Raw genomic sequence first — 17,003 nt, forward strand, 5'->3', positions numbered from 1 at the left:
TTATGAAAAAGGTATTCCTGTTAGTTGTATGCTCATTTTGCTTTTCCACCATAAATGCTCAAAAGAAACCATACGTTATTTATAACGCCAAAGGCAAAAAGGTCTCTTACAAAAAAATGTTGAAGACCATGGAGAAAAAGGATATGGTATTGTTCGGTGAACTCCACAACAATCCCATCGCGCATTGGTTACAATACGAGCTCACTACCGACCTCCATACCAAACGGCCACTTATTCTTGGAGCAGAAATGGTCGAAGCCGATAACCAAAAGGAGCTTAACGATTATTTGTCCGGAACAATAGATTACAAAGCATTGGATTCCACCGCAAGACTTTGGAACAACCATAAGACCGATTATGCACCGTTGGTCGATATTGCCAAGGATAATGATCTTGTTTTTGTAGCCTCCAATATACCTAGACGCTATGCTAGCATGGTTTACAAAGGTGGTTTTGAAGCATTGGACACATTGCCCTCCAGAGAAAAGGAATGGATTGCCCCCTTGCCCATTCCATACGACCCCGAATTGCCAGGATACCAGAATATTCTAACCATGATGGGCGATCACGGTAGCCCCACATTGGTAATGGCACAAGCGATCAAAGATGCTACCATGGCACATTTTATTCTTAAGAACTATAAAGAGGGCTCTCTTTTTATACATTACAACGGAGCCTACCATTCCAACGATTATGAAGGTATTCTTTGGTATTTACAATTGAACAGACCCGACTTGATCTACGGAACCATCTCGACCGTTATGCAGGAGAATGTGCATCAACTGGATGAAGAAAATATAGGAATAGCCGACTTTATTATTTGTGTGGACAGTAACATGACGACCACCTATTAATCATTACCGAGCAGCAGAGAACAGTCAACATTTCTCTAATTGACCCCATACATTTCCGATAAGGCACGGTCCATTTTAAGTACCATCTACAACTATTGCCACATACCAGCCCCAACCCGGGATAAAATCCTTATTTTTAAGACACTAATCAACCCGTAATCATGAAAAAAATCATCGCTACCTTATTATTGTTTGTGGCCATAAACTCATTAGGATTTGGTCAAGTACAATCAAACCTTGAATTGTTGGATATCTTTAATATGGAATATGTATCCGACCCTCAAATTTCTCCCGATGGCTCCAAGATCATCTATGTCAGAAACTTTAAGGATATTATGACAGACCGGAACCTCTCCAATCTTTGGATCATTGATTTTGACGGTTCCAATAACCGCCCGCTTACCACGGGCAACCATAACGATTTTGCCCCAAATTGGTCGCACGATGGCAAAAAGATCGTTTTCAAATCCAATATGGCAGATGACAAAATGAAACTATATCTGATGTGGTTGGATACCAAAGAAACCATGGCTTTGACCAATACTCCCCAGTCGCCTGGACAGGTATCGTGGTCCTATGATGATTCGTATGTGGCATTTAACATGTTTGTTCCCGAAGCCAACCAATCCATTATTAAAATGCCGGCAAAACCAGAGGGAGCCAAATGGAACGCTCCCCCTAAGTATATTGATAAAATGAACTATCGCGGAGATGGTGCGGGCTATTACAAAGGAGGCAACTCCCAACTATTTACTTTGCCCATTTCCGGTGGAACGCCAAAACAACTTACGTTTTCCGAGTTCGACCATGGCAGCCCTATCTGGTCCAAAGACAACTCCAAGTTATATTTTAGTGCCAACTTCCATAAAGATGAAGAAATGGAACCTGCGAATAGCGAGATCTATTCGATAAAAATCGATAATGGTGAGATAACCCCATTAACCGATCGTTACGGACCAGATGGCAATCCAGTGTTATCTCCCGATGGTACAAAAATCGCCTATCTCGGATACGATGATCGTTTACAGGGATACCATGTAACCCGACTATATGTGATAAACTCGGACGGTTCAGATGCTAGAGTAATCTCTCAAAATTTTGATAGAGATATCGAAGATATGGCGTGGAACAGCAAAGGCAACGGCTTCTATTTTATATACACTGACCAAGGTATGGGAAAATTGGCATCCATTGATCTTTCTGGTAAAGTGGGGGATATCACCGATGGCTTGGGCGGTCTTTCCTTGGGCAGACCCTACAATGCTGCCAGTTTCTCCGCTTCGGCCAACAATAAGTTTGCCTACACTTTAGGAAACACAGACCATCCGTCCGATCTTGGAGTTGCCGATACCCGAAGCCATAAACGATTAACCGCTTTGAACAACGACTTGTTCTCCTTTAAAAAGTTGGGCAAAGTAGAAGAGATGTGGTGGGAATCCTCATATGATCAGCGAAAGATACAAGGTTGGGTGGTTACACCTCCCGATTTTGACCCCGACAAAAAATACCCTATGATCCTGGAAATCCATGGAGGGCCCTTTACGAGTTACGGCGCCGTGTATTCCGCAGAAATTCAGGCATACGCTGCAGCAGGCTATGTAGTTTTATATACGAACCCAAGAGGCAGCACCAGCTATGGAGAAGAGTTTGGCAACCTAATTCATCATGACTATCCCAATCACGACTACGACGATTTAATGTCCGGCGTGGATGCCCTTTTGAAAAAAGGCTATGTAGACGACAATAATTTATTTGTGACCGGGGGATCCGGTGGAGGAGTGCTTACCGCTTGGATCGTGGGCAAAACAGACCGGTTTAAAGCTGCAGTTGTTGCAAAGCCCGTTATCAATTGGGCCAGCTTTGTCCTATATGCCGATGGGGTACAGTTTTTCTCCAAATACTGGTTTGGAAAAAAACCATGGGAGGATCCAGAAAACTATTTTAGACGTTCTCCGTTAAATTATGTGGCCAATGTAAGTACTCCAACCATGTTATTGACCGGCGAAGAAGATTATCGGACGCCAATTGCCGAATCGGAACAGTTTTATGCCGCTCTAAAATTAGAAAATGTGGAGACCGCGATGGTCCGAATTCCGGGTGCATCTCATGGTATAGCCAACAAACCCAGTAACTTAATTGCCAAAATAGCAAGTGTTTTGGCATGGTTTGATAAACATAAGGCAGAAAACTAATTCAAGTACCTCGTCCTTTTTTCCAACTGTAAACAGCACGAAAACATAGTCGGCCATAACCTAAGGCCTGAACGATTTTCCTATATTTGGGATTTTTAGCTATAAAGATCTATGGACCAATTACCGTTTACCAACGACACCGTGATATTTGGCTTGCTTTGCCTTTGTTTAGGTTTTGTTTTTTATACATCATCCATAAAAACTGGATTTTGGGCAAAGTTTTATCGCTTGGTCCCTACCCTGTTAATGTGCTATTTGTTACCGGCCATTTTGGCCAGTTTTGGCATCATTGACGAAGCATCGTCCAACACCTATTATGTGGCAAGCAGATATCTTTTGCCTGCTGCTCTAATTTTAATGACGCTGAGCATAGACCTTAAAGCTATCCTAAATTTAGGCTCCAAAGCTTTGGTCATGTTCTTGACCGGCACCGTGGGCATTGTTATCGGAGGCCCCATCGCTATATTGATCGTATCCATTTTTTCACCAGAAACTGTTGGAGGTATCGGCCCCGACGCAGTTTGGAGAGGCCTTGCCACAATTGCCGGAAGTTGGATCGGCGGTGGTGCCAATCAAGCTGCCATGCTCGAGGTTTTCCAGTACAATCAGGAAAGTTATGGCGGTATGGTCCTCATTGATATTGTGGTGGCCAATCTTTGGATGGCCATAATCCTGTTGGGCGTTGGCAAAACAGAAAAAATAGACCGTTGGCTCAAAGCGGACACTTCCTCCATTGAAAAACTCAAGGAAAAAGTTTCCACCTATACCGAAAAAATAACAAGGGTAACGACCTTGAACGATTATATAATGCTGTCCTTCTTTGCCTTTGCCGGTGTTGGTATTGCACATTTTGCAGGACATCACTTTTCGGCTTTTTTACAGAACAATTTTGAAATTGTAAGAAATCCGGAGAAAATTTTATCCTCCCTGGGTTCACAGTTTCTTTGGATGGTAGTTTTTGCCACGGCCATTGGAATTGGTCTTTCTTTTACCAAAGCAAAAAATTATGAAGGCGCAGGGGCCAGCAAAATTGGAGGTCTATTTATATACATTTTGGTAGCAACCATTGGTATGAAAATGGATTTGGGCAAAGTAATGGAAAACCCGGGCCTTATCGCTATCGGATTGGTATGGATCAGTATCCATGCGGGTTTACTTATCCTAATGGCAAAAATTATAAAAGCCCCTTTCTTTTTTCTCGCCGTGGGCAGCCAGGCCAATGTCGGAGGTGCGGCTTCTGCCCCGATTGTTGCTGCAGAATTTCATCCATCGTTGACCTCTGTAGGCATTCTTTTGGCTGTTTTTGGATACGTAGTGGGTACAGCCGGAGCATATTTATGCGCTTTGTTGATGGAAGTCGCGTCGAATGTTTAAATATTTTCAGAAGATTATGCATATTTGCCCATCTAAAATTATATGATGAAGCGGATATTGTTTGTATTGCTATTTGGAATTACCCTGGTTGCCTGCGAAAAAAGCACGGAGAACACCATGATCGTTAATGGGAACATTAAAGGATTAAAAAAAGGAACCCTTTATTTACAAAAACTTCAAGATTCCACCATTGCCAATGTAGATTCGTTGGAGATCAAGGGTGACGGAAAATTCAGTTTTAGCACAGAGGTCGGCGACCCGGAAGTGTTTTATCTCTACCTAAAAAAGGAAGACAACAACGACATTAACGATCGTATCAACTTTTTTGGCGAATCTGGTACTATTGTGATCAATACAGCTTGGAACACATTTGATACGGATGTAAAAATTTCGGGTTCCAAATCTCACGAAAAGTTATTGGAATTTTATGATATGGTATCCAAATTCAATATTCGGGAACTTGCCCTGGCACAACAAGCCGTTCTACCCGAGTATCAGGAAGATAGCGTGGCCTTGGATTCCATTCAAAGCTTGATCAATAAAAACACGGTTAGCAGATATCGATATGCCCTTAATTTTGGGCTCAACAATGGAGATTCTTATGCCACACCATATATTATGTTGACCGAGGCGCGCGAAGCCAATCCAAAATACTTGGATTCTATCTACAAAGGGCTGAGCCCCGAGGTAGCGGCATCCAAATACGGTAAAAAATTCAAAGATTTTTTGGACAATAACTAAGACTCCAGGCTATTGAGCTTGTCTATAAGTTTGGTAGCCTTTTCTTCCAGTTCCTTTCTTATGGAATTAAAGTGGGATTTAGCGTCCTCTACGTTTTTTTGATGAATTTTATCCATAAGGTCGTCATATACCTCAATGGCTTCGTCGATAATGACCGTACCTTCTTCAGATTCCTTGTTGCCAGAACCTGCTTCCCAAATGTAGACAGCTTCAATTATATCTCCGAGGACAAAATTGACATCTTTCTTTAAATCGCGAATACTTGGCATAACATAATGTTTTGATTAAAGATACCATTAAATGGTAACTTCTAAAAGTTTAGCTTTTTGGGCACTGATGTCCACATAAGTGCTCGATGCAGGCACTAGAACCGTTTCTCCTTTTCTTATCTCCGTGCTTCCCCAATCGTTGGTGATAGTGGCTCCTCCGCCTACACACATATAAATGGTAAACGAGTCACGTTCGGATAGATTCTGCTTTAAAGGCTGTATCAATTCCAAAAAATTTGTTTTAAAATAGGGGCAATCTACCATTGGGTTCGTTTCACCCTTGTTCTTAGGGTAGTCCACTTTAAAGTCATCCTTCTTTTTGTAATCGATGGCGTCTACAGCCAAACCTGTGTGCAGCTCTCGCAGGTTTCCGTCCTTATCCTTTCGGTTAAAATCGAAAACACGATAAGTTATATCGGATGTCTGTTGAATTTCTGCCAAAAGTACGCCTGCCCCAATGGCATGGATTTTTCCAGTATTTATAAAAAATGTATCACCTTCGCTTACTTCTTCATAGTTCATTAAATCCGTTAAGGTACCATCCTCTATACTTTTTACATATTCCTGCTTTTCCACATCTTTATTGAACCCTACAATGAGTTTTGCTCCCGGGTCGGCATCCATAATGTACCACATTTCGGTTTTTCCAAAGGAATTATGGCGTTTTTTGGCCAATTCATCATTTGGATGGAGCTGTATGGATAGGTCTTGTTTAGCATCTATAAATTTGATGAGTATAGGAAACTCCTTGCCGAATCGCTCTACCACACTTTTGCCCAAAAGTGCTTCTCCTTGGGAATCCATCAATTCCTGAAGCGATGTACCTTCCAAGTTTCCGTTGGAAATCTCGGATATATCGCCGGCCACTCCCGAAAGTTCCCAACTTTCGCCGGTAATATCGCTATCTATAGGTTTGTTCAAGACTTCTTTTAGTTTGGTACCGCCCCAAAGTCGTTCTTTTAGTATCGGTTTGAATTTTAATGGGTAAAGATTCATTTTTATCCTGTATAGGTTACAAAGTTCCTTGGTGTTTCGTAGAGTACGATCTCCAACTCTTTAGATTTATTTATATGGGGTCTTAGCTTGTTCCAGATTACTACGGCAATATTCTCGGCCGTAGGGTTCAACTCCTTAAACTCTGGAACATCGAGATTTAGGTTTTTGTGGTCCAGTTGGTCCTCCACATGCTTTTTGATCAGATCCTTAAGCACCTTAAGGTCCATTACAAATCCAGTTTCCCGGTCTATTTCGCCAGTTACGCTAACAATAAGGTCGTAATTGTGACCATGGTATCTTGGATTATTGCATTTGCCAAAAACCTCGTTGTTCTTTTGGTTGTCCCAATCTGGTCTATATAATCTGTGTGCGGCATTAAAACTTGCCTTTCTGCTTACTTTTACTTTCATCTTACGGCTGAATTTTCCATGAGATGATCGTAAAAGCGTTCAAATATTATCTTGAACCATGCGGTGTAATCATCTGGATTAAGCGATATATCTTTTTTGATATCCTCTGGATACATCCATTTCCAATCGGCCACTTCTTCAGGATTGATCTTGGGTTCATCTTCAAAATAACCCACCATTACGTGATCAAACTCATGTTCGGTAAGTCCATTATCGAAAGGGGCTTTGTATACAAAGCTAAAAAGCTCTTTCAGTTCGGTGGTAAAGCCCATCTCTTCCATGAGTCTTCGTTTACCCGCATCGATATTGCTTTCGCCCTCCCGTTGGTGGCTACAGCACGTATTGGTCCATAACAATGGGGAGTGGTATTTGTCCTTGGCCCGTTGTTGGAGCATGGTTTGCCCTTTATTATTCATCACAAAAACAGAGAATGCCCTGTGCAAAAGGGCTTTTTCGTGGGCTTCCATTTTTGGCATTAGTCCAATTGGTTCGTCCTTTTCGTTTACCAGTATCACATTTTCCTCTCTCATATGGTAAAAATATGACCTTTGGTGTAATTTATGGGGATATCAATGTTTAATTTCTTGCTAAAAGAAACGTGGGGATTTTAAGTTTCCAATATTTCTGATGAAGTCATACCTCAGAATTATCTCAAAGGAACCATCGTTAAAAGTGGCGGCACCGAGTTCTGTAGTTTCGCGATCATAGGCCAATCCCAACATTAACTGATCGGACAGCATAAAACCGAACAGTCCACTAAAGGCAGCATCCCAACGGTAAGCTACTCCTCCAATAAACTTTTCGTTGAACATAAAGTTGGCAGAGAGGTCCACTTGTAAAGGTGCTCCTTGAACTGCTTTTGTCAACAGCGTGGGTTTAAATTTTAAAAAAGGGTTAAGGTCCCAGACATATCCCGTAATCAGGTACAGGTTGATCTGTTCTTTTGCGGTTGATATGGAAGAGGTATCAAAATGTGTGGTCTCCAGGATCCTTGGTGCAGAAAGACCTGCGTAAAATCTATCCGTATGGTAGTACACTCCGGCACCTATGTTTGGCGAAAACTTATTCTGGATATCCTGCTGTGATTGTAATTGGGGGTCTATCTCGAATTCGTCCAATTCGGAATAACGTATGTCCAACATATGGGCACTTGCCTTTAATCCAAAACTTAGACGACCCTCCCAAGAGGTTTGTATGGTATAGGAGAAATCAACATCAAAATAGGTTTCGGATGTTGGCCCGATCTTGTCATTGACAATGGACAGCCCAAGACCCACACCACGATAGCCTACCGGTGTGTGCACATTGAGGGTTTGTGTTTCGGGTGCTCCATCGAGCCCCAACCATTGGTTCCTATAAAGTGCGGCTATACTTAAATGACCTCTAGATCCTGCGTATGCCGGGTTTACACTGACCGTATTGTACATATACTGGGTATACTGTGCATCTTGTTGTGCATGTATGTTTGCCAACCCCATTACAAAGAGGGCCAGTATCCATTGGATTTTCACCTTATACATCTTATTCTCCACAGTTACCATTTTATCTATTTATATATATATAACCTGTCAGCTGTTTCATGTTACCGCCATTATCTTGGTAGTCTATCACATAGAAATACGTACCTACCGGTAATTTATTGTCCTGATCTACGGTTACCCTACCTTGAGAAGTACCATCGAATACATTTCCACTGGTGTTGTATGCTTTGGTCTGGTAGACCATTACTCCCCACCTATTGTATATTCTAACGGTATTGTTGGGATAATTTTCCAGTCCTCGGATTTCCAGCGTATCGTGAACACCATCTCCATTAGGTGTAATTACGTTCACCACATCTACTTCCTCTTCACCAACGGTCGATTCACCTAAATCTGGATCCAAATAATTCGGAATCCCGTTTTCATTGGAATCATCGTTTGCGTAATTCCCGTCTCCATTAAAGTCTTCGTCTATGGTTTCGATACCGTCATCGTCATCATCAGAGTCCCTAAAGTCCGGTATTCCATCACCATCTGTATCAGGTAGATCTGAACTTGGGCTGTTTATTTCATCATTTACATCGGTATCTATGACGGTCTCACCTTCGAAAGCATCATCCAGACCATCGTTGTCCTTATCGGAACCAATAAGTACTACATCGGCAATTCCGTCTTGATCATGATCATGGCCTTCTATGGCATCGGGCACATTGTCGTCGTCGCTGTCTTCATCTACATAATCAGGTATACCGTCATTATCAGAATCAACAGGTATTAAGCCTAGATTTCCGTCATTTTCGTAGGCATCATCGATTCCATTGCCATTATTATCCACCATACTCGGTGCAATGTAATCCAAGGCAAATTGCGCCTCAACATTGTCGGGAATACCGTCATTATCGCTATCTATATCCAAATAATCCGGGATACCATCACCATCTGTATCAGTTGGGTTCGTAGATGGGTCATTGTCATTGTCGGCATTTAGGTCTTCAAAACTATCGGCAATACCATCATTGTCGCTATCCAAATCAATTCCTGAAGGACTTACGATTACCGTTATCGTTGCTGTATCGCAATTGCCATTGGTATCACAAACGGTGTAATCGAAAGTATCCGTTCCAGAGAATCCTGAATCTGGGATATAGGTAATATCATCATCAGATGGATTGTTTGCGGTCCCATTATCGTTCAAGACAACTGTTCCATTTGATGGATCGGTTGCTGAAATAGAGCCTATAGTGGGAATATCATTATCGTTGGCCCTCCAAGAAACTATGGCATCCACACCTATATCGGTAGATACCGAATCATCGTTAGTGTCCACAATTGGCAGTACATCTACCGTAACGGTTGCCGTACTGCAATCCCCAAAGTTGTTACATAGGGTATAATCAAAACTATCGTTTCCGTTATAATCAGGATTGGGAGTATAAGTAATTATATCGTCCGTTGGGTCATTGGCCGTACCATTGTCGTTAACATTCACCACCCCATTTGTAGGATCCGTAAACGTTAATACTCCTGCTGATGGCAAATCCGAATCGTTGTCAAATATTGGCACTGCTATCGATGTATCTTCATCTAGGGCAATCAAATCATCCATTAGATTGGCCGCTTGACTCATACATACAACAGTAAATCGCGGTAATTCGGTGCTGTTGCCCACTTTGGTAATCGTTGCCACATACCGCATTACGGTTTGCGTACTGGTTACCATGGGTCTGGATTGATCTCCCGTAAGAGCTGGGTTCCAACTGACCGTTGCTCCCGATGGAACACTGGCTGAAATATCGAGGACCACCTCATTGTTCGGTGCCTCACAATCCGTCAATATGAAGTAGCCAGTAGCGTTTGAACCACATAAGGTGCCATCATAAGTGGCAAAATAAACACCTGGCTGGGTCGCCTCATAAAATGAATTGGTTCCCAAAACAGTTGATGTATCTGATGCTTCGTACCACCGATAATTGTTTTCATCTCCGGTATTTGGTGCTTGTAGTAAGAACTGTGCATTTGTAAAGTTCACTCCTACAAAGAGAAGGATTAGCCCTATGAATAAAGACTTATATGAGGTGTTTGATTTCAAAATCTATCCGTCTTTATACATTATTATTTTACCACAAATACCACATTGATCAATGCATTATAATCTGCCGGCTGTCCTATGATATCATAAGTTAGAACACCGTTGGCATCTATAGTCATATTAGCAAACACTGTTGGGTCCGCATAGGTCACATAGTAATATAATTCGGTTGCACCATAGGTTGGAATTGCTGCTGGAGCACCCGCACTTCTCACAGTCGGAGACCCATATTGTGCCAAATATTGAGAATATAAATTGATTGTTCTCCCCGTACCATTGGTCGATGCATCTATTGCGATGGACGGTGGGTAAAATATTCTCGCTGCTTTGGATGTGATTCGCGCAATATCCTGTATAACATCTTCAACAGTTGATTCGGTATTCCCATCACCATCTACATCTACTGGAGAATCAGAGTTCACTTCTGATGCATCTTGATTATTTATATCTGCTAGAGGAACTTGTAATGTACCGTTACTATCCTCAATTTCAAGGTTAGCACCGTTAACCTCAAAACGAGTGTTTATTTCGTTCGTATCCGATAGATCTCCGTCGGCCGAAATATGGTTGGCCAGATTCGTGGCATTGGCAGCTATATCGGTAGTGTTCGTTGCTATCGCACCCGCATTGTTCGAAATGTTCGTAGTGTTGTTACCAATAGCCGTAGTATTGTTGGAGATATTGGTAGCGTTGTTCGAAATATCCGTGGCATTGTTACCAATCGCCGTGGTATTGTTGGCGATGTCCGCGGCATTGGCCGCTACTCCGGCGCTATCGTCCAAAGAGGATAGGTCCGCAGAAAAACTTGTACCGCCCTCGCTTACCGTTACCTCGTTGGTCCCGCCATCGAAGCTCACTCCCGTAATATCGTCATCGGCCACACTGTCCACATAGGCCTTTGTGGCGGCATCGCTACCAACGGTCGGGGCTCCAAGGCCCGTCAGCACTAAACCGTTCGCATCGTTCCCGTCAGTCAGCACTTCCTCAATGTTCTGGATCTCGTTCGTATCCGATAGGTCTCCATCGGCCGAGATATGGTTGGCCAGGTTCGTGGCATTGGTGGCTATATCGGTAGTGTTCGTTGCTATCGCACTCGCATTGTTCCCGATCGCCGTTGTGTTGTTGGCAATGTCCGAAGCGTTCGTTGTGATGTTCAAAGCATTGTTACCAATAGCCGTGGTATTGTTGGCGATGTCCGAAGTGTTCGTCGCTATCGCACTCGCATTGTTCGAAATGTTCGTAGTGTTGTTAGCAATGTCCGAAGCGTTCGTTGTGATGTTCGAAGCATTGTTACCGATCGCTGTAGTGTTGTTGGCGATGTCCGCGGCATTGGCAGCTACTCCTGCGCTATCGTCCAAAGAGGATAGGTCCGCGGAAAAGCTCGTGCCGCCCTCGCTTACCGTTACCTCGTTGGTCCCGCCATCGAAGCTCACCCCAGTAATATCGTCATCGGCCACACTGTCCACATAGGCCTTTGTAGCGGCATCGCTCGCAGCGGTCGGGGCACCAAGGCCCGTCAGCACTAGACCGTTCGCATCGTTCCCGTCAGTCAGCACTTCCTCGATGTTCTGGATCTCGTTCGTATCCGATAGATCTCCGTCGGCCGAAATATGGTTGGCAAGGTTCGTGGCATTGGTGGCTATATCGGTAGCGTTCGCTGTGATGTTAGTAGCATTGTTACCAATAGCCGTAGTATTGTTGGAGATATTGGTAGCGTTGTTCGATATATCAGAGGCATTGTTACCGATCGCCGTAGTGTTGTTGGCAATGTCCGCGGCATTGGCAGCTACTCCAGCGCTATCGTCCAAAGAGGATAGGTCAGCGGAAAAACTTGTACCGCCCTCGCTTACCGTTACCTCGTTGGTCCCGCCATCGAAGCTCACTCCCGTAATATCGTCATCGGCCACGCTGTCCACATAGGCCTTTGTGGCAGCATCGCTCGCAGCGGTCGGGGCACCAAGGCCCGTCAGCACTAGACCGTTCGCATCGTTCCCGTCGGTCAGTACTTCCTCGATGTTCTGGATCTCGTTCGTATCCGATAGATCTCCATCGGCTGAGATATGGTTGGCCAGGTTCGTGGCATTGGCAGCTATATCGGTAGTGTTCGTTGCTATCGCACTCGTATTGTTCGAAATGTTCGTAGTGTTGGTTGAGATGTTCGAAGCATTGTTCGAAATGTTCGTTGTGTTGTTGGAGATATTGGTAGCGTTGTTCGAAATATCCGTGGCATTGTTACCGATCGCAGTAGTGTTGTTGGCAATGTCCGCAGCATTGGCTGCTACTCCAGCGCTATCGTCCAAAGAGGATAGGTCCGCAGAAAAACTTGTACCGCCCTCACTGACCGTTACCTCGTTGGTCCCGCCATCGAAGCTCACTCCCGTAATATCGTCGTCGGCCACGCTGTCCACATAGGCCTTTGTGGCGGCATCGCTCGCAGCGGTCGGGGCACCAAGGCCCGTCAGCACTAGACCGTTCGCATCGTTCCCGTCAGTCAGCACTTCCTCGATGTTCTGGATCTCGTTCGTATCCGATAGATCTCCGTCGGCCGAAATATGGTTGGCCAGGTTCGTGGCATTGGTGGCTATATCGGTAGCGTTCGTTGCTATCGCACTCGCATTGTTCGAAATGTTCGTTGTGTTGTTGGCAATGTCTGCGGAATTGTTCCCGATCGCCGTAGTGTTGTTGGCGATGTCCGCGGCATTGGCCGCTACTCCGGCGCTATCGTCCAAACCTGAAATGTCAACAACCGGATTATTGCCCAATTCATTGGAGTATGTCAATTCTCCAGTTGCATCGTTATAGGACAAGGAGGTATTGGTCTCTGCAATGGATACCGAGGCAACATTCAAATATAGCGCCCCATCTGAACCAAAGGTTATATTGTTGTTCAGGTCCGAACTGATCAAATCGATAGATTCAGTCCCGCCCCCATCGGTAATTCCGATAACTCCGTCCGTTATGGAACTTCCCGTGTTATACTCGTTACCAATGTTCGTATCGGCATCGGCCGCTATATGATTCGCAATATCCGTGGCATTGTTACCTATAGCCGTAGTGTTGTTGGCGATGTCTGAAGCGTTCGTTGTGATGTTTGCAGCATTGTTAGCTATCGCCGTAGTATTGTTGGCGATGTCCGAAGTGTTCGTTGTGATGTTCGCAGCATTGTTCCCGATCGCCGTGGTATTGTTGGCGATGTCCGCGGCATTGGCCGCTACTCCGGCGCTATCGTCCAAAGAGGATAGGTCCGCAGAAAAGCTCGTGCCGCCCTCGCTTACCGTTACCTCGTTGGTCCCGCCATCGAAGCTCACCCCAGTAATATCGTCGTCGGCCACGCTGTCCACATAGGCCTTTGTGGCGGCATCGCTACCAACGGTCGGGGCTCCAAGGCCCGTCAGCACTAGACCGTTCGCATCGTTCCCGTCAGTCAGCACTTCCTCGATGTTCTGGATCTCGTTCGTATCCGATAGATCTCCGTCGGCTGAGATATGGTTGGCCAGGTTCGTGGCATTGGTGGCTATATCGGTAGCGTTCGTTGTGATGTTTGCAGCATTGTTACCAATAGCCGTAGTATTGTTGGCGATGTCCGAAGCGTTCGTTGTGATGTTCGCAGCATTGTTACCAATAGCCGTAGTATTGTTGGAGATATTGGTAGCGTTGTTCGAAATATCCGTGGCATTGTTACCAATAGCCGTAGTATTGTTGGCAATGTCCGCGGCATTGGCAGCTACTCCGGCGCTATCGTCCAAAGAGGATAGGTCCGCGGAAAAACTTGTACCGCCCTCGCTTACCGTTACCTCGTTGGTCCCGCCATCGAAGCTCACTCCCGTAATATCGTCGTCGGCCACACTGTCCACATAGGCCTTTGTAGCGGCATCGCTACCAGCGGTCGGGGCTCCAAGGCCCGTCAGCACTAGACCGTTCGCATCGTTCCCGTCAGTCAGCACTTCCTCGATGTTCTGGATCTCGTTCGTATCCGATAGATCTCCGTCGGCCGAGATATGGTTGGCCAGGTTCGTGGCATTAGTGGCTATATCGGTAGTGTTCGTTGCTATCGCACTCGCATTGTTCGAAATGTTCGTTGTGTTGTTGGCAATGTCCGAAGCGTTCGTTGTGATATTCGTTGCATTGTTACCAATAGCCGTGGTATTGTTGGAGATGTCCGAAGTGTTCGTCGCTATTGCACTCGCATTGTTCGAAATGTTCGTAGTGTTGTTGGAGATATTGGTAGCGTTCGTTGTGATGTTCGCAGCATTGTTCCCGATCGCCGTAGTGTTGTTGGCAATGTCTGCGGCATTGGCTGCTACTCCAGCGCTATCGTCCAAAGAGGACAGGTCCGCGGAAAAACTTGTACCGCCCTCACTGACCGTTACCTCGTTGGTCCCGCCATCGAAGCTCACCCCAGTAATATCGTCATCGGCCACACTGTCCACATAGGCCTTTGTAGCCGCATCGCTCGCAGCGGTCGGGGCACCAAGGCCCGTCAGCACTAGACCGTTCGCATCGTTCCCGTCAGTCAGCACTTCCTCGATGTTCTGGATCTCGTTCGTATCCGATAGATCTCCGTCGGCCGAAATATGGTTGGCAAGGTTCGTGGCATTGGTGGCTATATCGGTAGCGTTCGCTGTGATGTTAGTAGCATTGTTACCAATAGTCGTAGTATTGTTGGAGATATTGGTAGCGTTGTTCGATATATCAGAGGCATTGTTACCGATCGCCGTAGTGTTGTTGGCAATGTCCGCGGCATTGGCAGCTACTCCAGCGCTATCGTCCAAACCTGAAATGTCAACAACCGGATTATTGCCCAATTCATTGGAGTATGTCAATTCTCCAGTTGCATCGTTATAGGACAAGGAGGTATTGGTCTCTGCAATGGATACCGAGGCAACATTCAAATATAGCGCCCCATCTGAACCAAAGGTTATATTGTTGTTCAGGTCCGAACTGATCAAATCGATAGATTCAGTCCCGCCCCCATCGGTAATTCCGATAACTCCGTCCGTTATGGAACTTCCCGTGTTATACTCGTTACCAATGTTCGTATCGGCATCGGCCGCTATATGATTCGCAATATCCGTGGCATTGTTACCTATCGCCGTAGTGTTGTTGGCAATGTCCGAAGTGTTCGTCGCTATCGCACTCGCATTGTTCGAAATGTTCGTAGTGTTGGTTGAGATGTTCGAAGCATTGTTACCGATCGCCGTAGTGTTGTTGGCAATGTCCGCGGCATTGGCCGCTACTCCGGCGCTATCGTCCAAAGAGGACAGGTCCGCAGAAAAACTTGTACCGCCCTCGCTTACCGTTACCTCGTTGGTCCCGCCATCGAAGCTCACCCCAGTAATATCGTCGTCGGCCACGCTGTCCACATAGGCCTTTGTGGCGGCATCGCTACCAGCGGTCGGGGCTCCAAGGCCCGTCAGCACTAGACCGTTCGCATCGTTCCCGTCAGTCAGCACTTCCTCGATGTTCTGGATCTCGTTCGTATCCGATAGATCTCCGTCGGCTGAGATATGGTTGGCAAGGTTCGTGGCATTAGTGGCTATATCGGTAGCGTTCGTTGTGATGTTTGCAGCATTGTTACCAATAGCCGTAGTATTGTTGGCGATGTCCGAAGTGTTCGTCGCTATCGCACTCGCATTGTTCGAAATGTTCGTAGTGTTGTTGGCAATGTCCGAAGCGTTCGTCGCTATTGCACTCGCATTGTTCGAAATGTTCGTAGTGTTATTGGCGATGTCCGAAGCGTTCGCTGTGATGTTCGAAGCATTGTTACCAATAGCCGTAGTATTGTTAGAGATATTGGTAGCGTTGTTCGAAATATCCGTGGCATTGTTACCGATCGCAGTAGTGTTGTTGGCGATGTCCGCGGCATTGGCTGCTACTCCGGCGCTATCGTCCAAAGAGGACAGGTCCGCAGAAAAGCTCGTGCCGCCCTCGCTTACCGTTACCTCGTTGGTCCCACCATCGAAGCTCACTCCCGTAATATCGTCGTCGGCCACACTGTCCACATAGGCCTTTGTGGCGGCATCTTGCGGATTAACTGGAACAGCCAAGTTGGTTATTGTAGCTCCGCCAGCGTCGTTACCTTGCGATAAAACCTCGGTAAGCGTTTGATTATCCGTATTGATCAACGCTGCCAAGTCCACCAACGCCACAGCAAAGGTATTTGCTTCGGAATCAGTGATTACAAGGTTTGTGTTTGTACCATCTATACCAAATGATGCTATGGTTGTATTTGTATCCGTAAAAACATCGCTCAAACTGCTCAAATCAACGTTTACGGTGCCCCCATTTTCCAATGTTAATGATAACGTATTTGTTACACCATCAAAATTGAATCCGGTCAATTGTTGGTCATCTGTAGCGGTAAGTTCCCATGAATCCCCATCCCAAAAATAAATGGTCCCTGTATTGGTGTTCACATAAATATCTCCCAAATCCGCTCCTGTCGGGGTAACCGCTCCCGATGTGGAAACATCAGTACCCTTGAGAACCTCACAATTACATTGGTCCTGAAGGGTAACGGTAGTTTGAGAAAAGGCAATTCCTGTAAAAAGGAGGAACGTTAGGGCTAGAATGCTCTTTTTCATGAGGCTACTATTA

11 protein-coding genes are annotated in these 17,003 nt (G+C 45.3%); 4 read left to right on the top strand and 7 right to left on the bottom strand.

Annotation, left to right across the window (positions count from 1 at the left end; genetic code table 11):
• The first annotated feature begins 2 nt into the window (after positions 1-2).
• The 4 genes from MJO53_RS01785 (at position 3) to MJO53_RS01800 (ending at position 5,161) form a co-directional block, all read left to right on the top strand.
• Entirely contained in the window at positions 3-854 is an 852-nt protein-coding gene (locus tag MJO53_RS01785; RefSeq protein WP_252080244.1) for a ChaN family lipoprotein, read from the top strand.
• A gap of 161 nt (positions 855-1,015) precedes the next feature.
• Positions 1,016-3,046 (top strand): S9 family peptidase, encoded by a 2,031-nt coding sequence (locus MJO53_RS01790; RefSeq protein WP_252080246.1) that lies wholly within the window; start codon positions 1,016-1,018, stop codon positions 3,044-3,046.
• A 111-nt stretch (positions 3,047-3,157) separates the two neighbouring features.
• The gene (locus tag MJO53_RS01795; RefSeq protein WP_224837797.1) at positions 3,158-4,420 is read left to right on the top strand and encodes a DUF819 domain-containing protein; all 1,263 of its coding nucleotides are present in this window, start codon (positions 3,158-3,160) and stop codon (positions 4,418-4,420) included.
• Between the two features lie 42 nt (positions 4,421-4,462).
• Positions 4,463-5,161, top strand: coding sequence for a DUF4369 domain-containing protein (locus MJO53_RS01800; protein ID WP_252080247.1), 699 nt, complete (start codon positions 4,463-4,465; stop codon positions 5,159-5,161).
• Here the strand turns inward: MJO53_RS01800 and MJO53_RS01805 are convergent.
• The 7 genes from MJO53_RS01805 to MJO53_RS01835 form a co-directional block, all read right to left on the bottom strand.
• Complete coding sequence (locus MJO53_RS01805) at positions 5,158-5,430, bottom strand: hypothetical protein (RefSeq protein ID WP_252080249.1); 273 nt, start codon at positions 5,428-5,430, stop codon at positions 5,158-5,160. The two genes, MJO53_RS01800 and MJO53_RS01805, sit on opposite strands and share 4 nt — an antisense overlap.
• Before the next feature lie 27 nt (positions 5,431-5,457).
• Positions 5,458-6,426, bottom strand: coding sequence for a type I phosphomannose isomerase catalytic subunit (locus MJO53_RS01810; RefSeq protein ID WP_252080250.1), 969 nt, complete (start codon positions 6,424-6,426; stop codon positions 5,458-5,460).
• A 2-nt stretch (positions 6,427-6,428) separates the two neighbouring features.
• Positions 6,429-6,836 carry a 6-pyruvoyl trahydropterin synthase family protein gene (locus MJO53_RS01815; RefSeq protein WP_252080252.1) on the bottom strand — a complete coding sequence of 136 codons (408 nt, stop codon included), beginning with the start codon at positions 6,834-6,836 and terminating at the stop codon, positions 6,429-6,431.
• Positions 6,833-7,366 carry an isopentenyl-diphosphate Delta-isomerase gene (gene idi / locus MJO53_RS01820; RefSeq protein WP_252080253.1) on the bottom strand — a complete coding sequence of 178 codons (534 nt, stop codon included), beginning with the start codon at positions 7,364-7,366 and terminating at the stop codon, positions 6,833-6,835. The genes MJO53_RS01815 and idi overlap by 4 nt, the downstream gene beginning before the upstream one ends.
• A 57-nt stretch (positions 7,367-7,423) precedes the next feature.
• Positions 7,424-8,377, bottom strand: a complete 954-nt coding sequence (locus tag MJO53_RS01825) for a type IX secretion system membrane protein PorP/SprF (RefSeq protein ID WP_224837803.1) — start codon at positions 8,375-8,377, stop codon at positions 7,424-7,426.
• A 1-nt stretch (position 8,378) separates the two neighbouring features.
• Positions 8,379-10,346: a gliding motility-associated C-terminal domain-containing protein gene (locus tag MJO53_RS01830; protein WP_420485536.1), complete on the bottom strand. Its 1,968-nt coding sequence runs from the start codon at positions 10,344-10,346 to the stop codon at positions 8,379-8,381.
• Positions 10,347-10,429: 83 nt separating this feature from the next.
• Positions 10,430-16,990 carry a hypothetical protein gene (locus MJO53_RS01835; RefSeq protein ID WP_252080256.1) on the bottom strand — a complete coding sequence of 2,187 codons (6,561 nt, stop codon included), beginning with the start codon at positions 16,988-16,990 and terminating at the stop codon, positions 10,430-10,432.
• Between the last annotated feature and the right edge of the window lie 13 nt (positions 16,991-17,003).

Origin of the sequence: Flagellimonas marinaquae (assembly GCF_023716465.1) — a bacterium.
GTDB lineage: Bacteria > Bacteroidota > Bacteroidia > Flavobacteriales > Flavobacteriaceae > Flagellimonas > Flagellimonas alginolytica.